We start from the raw sequence: 7,313 nt of genomic DNA, 5'->3' as shown, positions 1-7,313 counted from the left end.
CCCGGAACCGACCCAGGATCCCACCCCGGAACCCACTCAGGACCCGACCCCGGAACCCACTCCTGAGCCGAATCCTGAGCCCACCCCGGAACCGGAGCCTACTCCGGAACCCACTCCTGAACCGAATCCTGAGCCCACCCCGGAACCGGAGCCTACTCCGGAACCCACTCCTGAGCCGACTAAGGACGTAACCCCGGAACCGAATCCGGAGCCCACTCCCGAGCCGACCAAGGATGTAACTCCCGAACCGACTCAGGAACCGAGTGAAGCACCCTCCGAGGAGCCGACTCAGGATCCGACCCCTGAGCCTACGGTAGAGCCCACTCCTGAACCCACTCAGGATCCGGTAGTGCCCGAGCCGACCAAGGAACCCACTAAGGATGCAGAAATCCCCGTGGTTCCGGTGACTCCGGTGGTTCCGGCAGAAGACAATAAGGACAGCTCGGACTCCAAGTCGGTTACCCCGATTGAGACTGAGCCTGTTGCTCCGATTCCTCCGGCGAACAACCCGGTGACCGTCCCTGGAAACCGTCAGGAAACCTCGGGGGAAGATGTCGTCATCTCCATCGAGCTTCCGCGACCGGGCAACTCCTCTGAGTCCTCAAGCTCCTCTTCGGGATCTTCGAGCTCTTCACCGAGCACCAAGGCACCGAATGACAAGCTTGATGGCGACGAAGATGATCCGTTGCGTTCTGGCGGCACCACCCTAGGACGAATCGCAGCCAATAACGGCTCGGATGACTCTATCCCGGGTGCGGCAGACTGGGTTGCTGGATACCTCTCGCGCAATAAGACCGACGAGGACCACACCACCGGTGCAAGCCCCTCGAGCTCCTCAAACTCGGCGTCGGCTTCGAAGTCGCCTAGCTCCTCCGCCTCGGCTAGCGCCAGCCGCTCCGCAAAGAGCGTGGCAAAGGCTGACGGCGCGAACGCCGCTCAGGAGCAGGCCGTGAAGAATGCGGACGCGGACGATTCCGGACTTTCCGGCATTGCACCGCTGATCCTCTTCTCACTCATCGGTCTGGTGCTGATTGCTCTGGCAATCCGCTACTTTAGCCGCGGAGCATAAGGCGAACATAACGCGTAAGAATACGCGATAATAGAGGATGTGAATCCTCAGACCTTTAGCGAAACGCGGGACAACCCCATGCGAGAGACACCTCTCTCAAAGCTGGGGGAGTCCCGCGTTCTGCGCGCCTTCATGCCGATTATCAACGCCCACAACGAGCAGGTTGCCGCTGCGGCACGCCAGGCGGGGCACATCGAACCCCTCGATGTGGGCCCCGGCGACGACTGTGCCGTCCTCGCCGCGCCCGCGCCCGGTCAGCGTACCGTGGTCACCACCGACACTCTCGTTGAGGACCAGGACTTCATGAACCTGTGGCCCGGCGGTATCGCACGGGCTGGTGAGGACGGTGAGTTCATCCTGGAACCCGCCCGCAGCAGCGGCTACGATGTGGGGCGCAAAGCCGCGACCCAGAACCTCGCCGACGTTGCCGCCATGGGTGCACGCCCGGCAAGCCTCTTCATCTCCTTGAGTCTGCCCGGTAGCACTCCTTACGGCTGGATTGACGGCTTCGCACACGGCATTGTGGACGGAATCAACGCCTGCGGAGCCACCGAATGCGTGATTGGCGGCGGCGATATTGGCGACTCCACCGAAATGTCGGTAACCGTCACCGCCCTCGGCTACACGGATCGCGCCGTGCTGCGCTCCGGCGCGCGCCCCGGCGACACTATCGCCCTGGCGGGACGTACCGCCTGGTCCGATGCCGGTCTGCGTCTGCTGCTCAACCCGCTCTCCCTGCCCGCCACGGCACTGTTGCGTGCCATTGCCGCAGGTCAGGGTGCTGAGGTGGCGTTGGAGACGGTGAGCCGAGCGTGGGCTCAAAAGCAGGCTCAGCAGCACCCTGAGAAGCAGGGTGACGGCTCTAGTGCTCTTCCCGAAGGACTCATCGAGCTTGCCCGCACCCTCACCCCCGAAGATGCCGCGCACATGGTTGCGGTTTGCGAGCGCGCCGTCGACTCGCAGCACCATCCGGTCAGTCCCATCCCCGCCGGTGAAGTGGCGCGCCAGCATCAGGCAAGCTCCATGCTGGATCTTTCCGACGGACTCGTCAAGGATGCCGGGCGAGTTGCCGCCGCCTCCGGGGTGCAGATGCGCCTCGATCGCACCGCCGTGGATGCGTTCGCCGAGCCGCTGCTACCGCTGGCGCGCCTGCTGCTGGCGATTGGTGAGCGCAACGAGGCGGGGGAGAGCCCCGCATCCCTGGCGCGCACCTTCGTGCTGGTTGGTGGAGAAGACCACGGCCTGCTGGCGACCTTCCCCGGTGAGGTGCCCGAAGAGTTCGTGCCCCTGGGTACCTGCGTGGCGGATGCCCCGGAGCGCGGCCTGAGTGCCGAACTCTACGGTGCCGAACGCCGCCACAATGCGGTGACCGGCGCGGCGGTCGTGATGGACGGACGCTCCCTGGACGGCATGGGCTGGGAACACTACGGTGCTTCCGCCTAGGAGCTTGACCGAGCGCCGCAAGCCACCAGGTGCCGCGAGGTGCGGGCGGTTTGTGTGTTTAGTCCGTGCTTTCAGCCCGTGTTTTCAGCCCGCGGGATAGGCGGTGGGCAATACCGTACATTTAACCGAAATTGCTTAGAATAGAAGTACGAAATAGGTTGGATTCTGCCCGTGCCGCGGGCACCGAGAAATCAGTCGGGAACTAGCCTAGAACTAGCAGTAATCTAGCCGAGAACCACGCGAAACTGACGAGGAGGGTAGCGTGAACGCAGAGCAGAACCAGCGCACCGAAGAGCGCGAGATTTACCGCCGCGCCTGCGTGCGCGCCTACCGCTTCGGTGTAGCGTGGTCCACCGCCGCCCGCACCACCATCGAACGCTACCGCGAGGCGCTCAACGAACTCAACGGGTTCCCCGTGCCCGATAAGGACACCGGCTCCAATATTGCCCACACCCTGCTGACCCTGACCGAAGAGTTTGAGCGGGGCATGGAGCAGGTTCTGCCCAACGGGGAGCTGTCTGGCGAAGAAGACGCGTACGCGCCTGAGGCGGCGGGCGCCTCCGAAACCCTCGCCCACCTGTGGATTCAGCTGGGCGGCATCTATGAGCACGCGATTATGCGCGCATCCCGCGTGGCGCGCGGCAACTCGGGTACCCTGCTCTGTGCCTGGGCGCTGGAGGCGGTGCGCAGCTACTGGTTCCTGCCCGGAAACCTCGCTCGGGAGCTCGGGGACGCAGCCGATGAGCTACCGCTCGTGCGCGTCCTGGAAACGGACTACGAGCGCGTTATTGCTGGCGGTTCCCTGCCGAAGCATCGTGAAGTGAAGCTGGAGTACGCCCACGCGGAGGCGCGCGCGATGGCGTTCGCGGCTGAGCGTATTCGCGCCAGCGTGGGGGAGCAGATGGTGCCCTCCACGATGCTGTCGGTCATGGTGGAGCTCGCCCGCCTGGACGCGCACTATGATGCATCACCGGACGCAGAAGCCGCTGACGAGGCGCTGAAAGAGCGTCGACGGGTGCTGATGCGTGCCGCCCTGGAACGTACCGCGCAGTTCCCGCCCTCACCCGAGCTTGCCGGTTTCGTGGATGCCGGCGCGCTTGGCTTCTACCTTACCGTGGTGCACTCCAACCCGCGCTGGGAGGGGGCAACCCTGAGCGAGGCGCAGGTGGAGTCCATGCTGCGTGCGCCCTCTGCTGTGGATGCGGTGCGGGCGGGCTCTGAACCTGCCGAGCACGCAGAACCAGCCGAACACGCAGCACAGGCAGGGCAGAGCGGCTGGGAACTCATGGGTACACTGATCTGCGAGCCCCTCGCCTTAGCGCAGTTGCGCCCCGAGCTTGAAGCGATGGGCGACAGCCTGCTCATTACGCCCCTGGACATGGCGGCTGGACTCTGGGCTCTGCATGTGCACGTGCCCGACATTGACCTCGCCCGCGAGCTGATTATGGGCTACGGTCAGTGGTCGGATGAGCGTATTTCCTCCCTGGCGGACGGCCACCACGCCGACCACGCGTGCGATGCGGAGGGCGGCGCATGAGCCCCGCACGACATTCCGTGAATCCGCAACAACAAGCCCTGGACTTGGGGCTTCCTGAGCCTGCACCCGCCAAAACTAAGCCGACAAGTACTGAGCCCGCGAAGGTTAAGCCTGCGAAGGTTGAGGCGGCGCAGGGCGAGCCCGTAAATTCAACGGTTGTCGAGCCTACCCGCTCTACTTCCACGATCCGAGCTCAGCGGGGGACAAAAGATACGCCGCTACTGAGCGATGAGCAGCTCCGCACCACCGCCGAGCTGACCGTGCGTGATCTCGCCGCCTACGCTCGAGGCGAGGTGAGCCGCGCCGAGCTGAGCGAACGCGCGGCACAGCGCGCCAGCGCACCCTACCGTAAGGCGCTCAAGACGCTCAAGCATTCGCTGGGTCCCGCCGCGCACACCATGACCGACGACGCTATCTACGAGCTGGTCGATATTGCGTTGGCGGCGCGGCAGGCAACTCAACCGGAGGAACCTGACCGGATGAAGCCAGCTCAGAAGAAGACTGCGCCCGCAAAGAAGGCCCCCGCTTCCAAAGCCTCAGCATCGAAAACCGACGCGCCGAAGAAGACTGCTCCCGCCCAGAAAGCTTCCACGAAGAAGGCAACGGCTGAGAAGGCTACGGCTAAGAAGGCTACGGCTGCGAAGCCCGCATCGGCTGCCGCGGAGGCTAAGAGCCGTGCCCTGGCGCGCTACGCCTCCGAAGACCGCATCGAAAATGCGCCGCTCAAAAAATACCTGCCCGCACCCAGCGCCAAGGCAATCTCCACGCACCTGGACCTGCACACCGTCGGGGAGATGCTCGAATACTTCCCGCGCAAGTACCTGCCGCGCGGCGAGCTTAGCTCCTTCGCCGAACTCGTCGAGGGCCAGGACGTCACCATCATCGCCCGCGTGGTGCACGTGAGCACCCGAACCATGGCGGCACGCCGCGGCAAAATCACGGAAGTGACCATCACCGACCGGCTCTCCGACGCCACCGGGCAGGAGGCACCCGCCGGTTTTGGTGCCGCTGGCTTTGGTACTACTGGCTTCGGGGCTGGTGGTCCTGTATCCGTGGTACCCGGCCGCGCTAACCGCCCCGGCGCATCCGGCGCATCCAGAGTATCCGGCGCGCCCGCGCAGAACTGGCAGGCAACCGGGATGCATAACCCGCGTATCAACGCGCTCGCTCATGCCGCCCAGAACCCGGCACAGGGCAGGGGAGCCCAGCCCGCCTCCTACAGCGGCTACGCAGACAGCTACGGCCAGGATAATTTTGCGCAGGATAGTTTCGCTCAGGGAGGCCTCTTTGGCGTGCCCGCACCCAGCATGACGAACCCCGGTGCGGGCGCGCTCATCGGCTCACAGATGAAGCTCTCCTTCTTCAACGCATGGACCGCCGCCCGCGAAATCCACGAGGGCGAAACCATGATGTTCTCCGGCAGGGTCGGCATCTACCGCGGCGAATACACCCTCACCAACCCGCACTACGCCCTGCTCTCGAAGGACGCTTCCGGCGCGGACGTCACCGACGCCGCCACCGCCCCCGTGCCCGTCTACCGCGCCCCCGTGAAGCTGCCCACCGACCGCATTAGCGGCTACATGGCGCAGCTGCTCGAAAAGGTGCCGCTCAAAGAACTCGAAGACCCGGTACCCTACACGATTCGTCGCGCCCGCAAGGTGCCCTCGCTCGAGTGGACGTACCGCGCCCTGCACACCCCCGACTCGGAGGACACGTGGCGTGCCGCACAGGCGCAGATGCGTTACCGCGAGGCATTCGTACTGCAGAGCGCGCTCGCCCGCCTGCGTTCGGTGCGTGCCGCGCACCTGACCCAGCCGCGCCCAGCCGTGGAGGGCGGCCTCGCCGATCAGCTGCTGGAGGTTCTGCCCTACGAGCTGACCGAGGGGCAGCAGAAGGTGGGCGCTGAGATTGCCGCGGATTTGTCGAGTGAATCGCCCATGAACCGCCTGCTGCAAGGTGATGTGGGTTCCGGTAAGACCGTGGTGGCTCTGCGTGCCATGCTGCAGGTTGCCGATGCGGGCGGCCAGTCCGCGATGCTCGCCCCGACCGAGGTGCTTGCCGAGCAGCATCTGCGTTCGGTGCTGGACATCCTGGGGGATATGGCGGCGCCCGAAGACCCTGACGCTGACGATTCTGCCGAGAGCTCTGCCGAGGGAATCCCCGCGGGGAGCGAGGAACCCGCCCGTGTGCGCGTGCGCCTGCTGACCGCCTCCATGGGCACCCGCGCCAAGCGCAAGGTACTGCAGGAGCTCGCCGACGGCACCGCCCAGATTGTGATTGGCACCCACGCCCTGCTCTCCGATGAGGTGAGCTTCCACGATTTGGGCCTGGTCGTCGTGGACGAGCAGCACCGCTTCGGCGTGGAGCAGCGCGACGGACTGCGCGGCACCGACGGCGCCCTGCCGCACCGCCTGGTCATGACCGCAACGCCCATTCCGCGTACCGTCGCCATGACCGTGTTCGGTGACCTGGACGTGTCCGTGCTCGACACCCTGCCCGCCGGCCGCCAGAAGATTTCAACCCACGTGGTGCCCCTCGCCGAGAAGCCCGCCTGGGCGTCCCGGCTGTGGAGGCGCGCCCGCGAAGAAATCGACGCGGGCCACCAGGTGTATGTTGTCGTACCCAAAATCGGGGAGGACGGCGACAGCCTGGAGGAAGGCGCGGCGTTCTTTGGCGCATCCAGCCTGAACGGTGCGGGAACCGGCGCGGGCAACTCCGCCCAGGGCTATTTCGGTCAGGGCGGTAACGCCAGCAGCGACGGCAAGGTTCAGCTGACCTCGGTCGCCTCAATGTACTCCTATCTGAGCGCAGAGGACGCCCTCGTCGGCGTGCGTATCGGCACCCTGCACGGCCGCATGGACCCGGCGGAGAAGACCGCCGTCATGACCGCTTTCGAGCGCGGCGAAATTGACCTGCTGATTAGCACCACCGTCATTGAGGTGGGCGTGAACGTCCCGAACGCCACGCTCATGATCATCATGGATGCCGATCGGTTCGGTCTCAGCCAGCTTCACCAGCTCAGAGGTCGTGTTGGTCGGGGAGACAAGCAGTCCTATGCGGTTCTCGTTGCCAATCCCAAGACTGACTCTGGGAAGGACCGCATGCGCATCATGACAGAAACGACTAATGGATTTGTCCTTGCGGAGGAAGATTTGAAAATGCGTGGTTCGGGTGAGATTTTTGGAACCAGACAGTCAGGACTTCCAGAATTCCAAGTGGCTGATATTATCGAAGATTTTCCGATTTTAGAAGAAGCCAGAAAGG

General features: G+C 64.7%; 3 protein-coding genes and 1 pseudogene. All 4 read left to right on the top strand.

From position 1 onward, the window contains the following. Window positions 1–1,069 (top strand): annotated as a pseudogene (locus Q0216_RS02920) (hypothetical protein); the annotation flags it as partial. Between the two features lie 78 nt (window positions 1,070–1,147). Continuing rightward, a complete protein-coding gene (locus Q0216_RS02915) occupies window positions 1,148–2,512 on the top strand; it encodes a thiamine-monophosphate kinase (RefSeq protein ID WP_298592788.1) in 1,365 nt (454 codons plus the stop codon). Window positions 2,513–2,774: 262 nt separating this feature from the next. Then, entirely contained in the window at window positions 2,775–4,049 is a 1,275-nt protein-coding gene (locus tag Q0216_RS02910) for a Dak phosphatase (protein ID WP_298592787.1), read from the top strand. Next, window positions 4,046–7,313: ATP-dependent DNA helicase RecG (locus Q0216_RS02905; protein WP_298592785.1), on the top strand; the 3,268-nt coding region annotated here is incomplete at its 3' end. The genes Q0216_RS02910 and Q0216_RS02905, both read left to right, overlap by 4 nt.

Origin of the sequence: uncultured Rothia sp., from assembly GCF_937976295.1 — a bacterium.
Lineage (GTDB): Bacteria > Actinomycetota > Actinomycetes > Actinomycetales > Micrococcaceae > Rothia.
This window is presented reverse-complemented; position numbering and strand designations above follow the sequence as displayed.

Excerpts from the sequence above, each read along its gene's own strand:
- Q0216_RS02915 (WP_298592788.1), top strand. The coding sequence starts at position 1,148 with ATGCGAGAGACACCTCTCTCAAAGCTGGGGGAGTCCCGCGTTCTGCGC.